This window comes from Novosphingobium sediminis, assembly GCF_007991615.1.
Taxonomy (GTDB): domain Bacteria; phylum Pseudomonadota; class Alphaproteobacteria; order Sphingomonadales; family Sphingomonadaceae; genus Novosphingobium; species Novosphingobium sediminis.
In genome coordinates, this window is the sequence record NZ_BJYR01000059.1 from 1 (window position 1) to 1050 (window position 1050).

A 1050-nucleotide genomic window follows, 5' to 3' on the forward strand; every position below is an offset into this window, starting at 1 on the left:
AGGCCGTAAACTCATAAAATCTGGCGACTGATTTTGCGTGTGATATGAAAGGGTATGCACATCACATGGAAGCGGGCGGTTCTGGCGTTGGGCCTTGCGATTGTCGCCCTTGCAGCATTCATGCGATTATCGCCTTGGGTGGCGCAAGATGCCTGCCTTGATAGCGGCGGCGCGTGGAGAGACGGCCAATGCGAGCATTGAGCCGTAAATTGCCAAGCAGGCTTGAGGTTTTCCAGCTCACGTGATTCAGGTTCTCTATTACGATGGAGGCTTGATGGCACGGCGGCGATACGAACTGACGGACGGGGAATGGTTGGTCATCGCGCCACTCCTGCCGAACAAACCGCGCGGCGTTCCACGTGTTGACGACCGGCGCGTGCTGAACGGTATTCTTTGGCGCTTTCGAACGGGCTCACCGTGGGCAGAAATACCCGAGCGTTATGGCCCTTCGACGACCTGCTACAACCGGTTCGTCCGCTGGCGCAAGGCCGGGGTGTGGGACCGGTTGCTCGCTGAGGTATCCGCCGCTTTCGAGGGTGAGATCGTGATGATCGATTCCACTTGCGTCCGCGTCCACCAGCACGGTGCGACGGGTAAAAAGGGGGCTCCGGAGATCGTGGCATGGGACGTTCCCGAGGTGGCCTCACGAGCAAGATCCATGCCCTCGTTGACGCTGACGGTCGTCCCGTCGCCTTGCGCCTGACCGGTGGCCAGGTTCACGACAGCGTTGAAGCCGAAGCTCTCCTCGATGCCATGCCCGAGGGTGCCACGCTACTGGCGGACAAGGGATACGACAGCAATGCCATCCGTGAAGCCGCCGCCAGCAAGAACGCCTGGGCCAACATCCCGTCGCGTTCCAACCGCAAGCAGCGCTTCGCCTTCTCGGGTTGGCTTTACAGACAACGCAACCTCGTGGAGCGCTTCTTCAACCGCATCAAACACTTCCGTGGCATCGCCACACGCTACGACAAGTGCCCTGAAAACTACCTCGCCGCTGTCAAACTCATCTGCGCTCGCATCTGGTGCGCCGCTTAATGAGTCTACGCCCTA

1 protein-coding gene is annotated in these 1050 nt (G+C 59.8%); it reads left to right on the forward strand.

All coding sequences use genetic code 11. The features are described 5' to 3' along the window. Positions 1 to 274: 274 nt before the first annotated feature. A protein-coding gene (locus NSE01_RS21095) for an IS5 family transposase (RefSeq protein WP_147161515.1) occupies positions 275 to 1035 on the forward strand; the annotation gives its coding sequence in 2 pieces (ribosomal slippage) (positions 275 to 605 and positions 605 to 1035; 762 coding nt in all). The last annotated feature ends 15 nt before the right edge of the window (positions 1036 to 1050 follow it).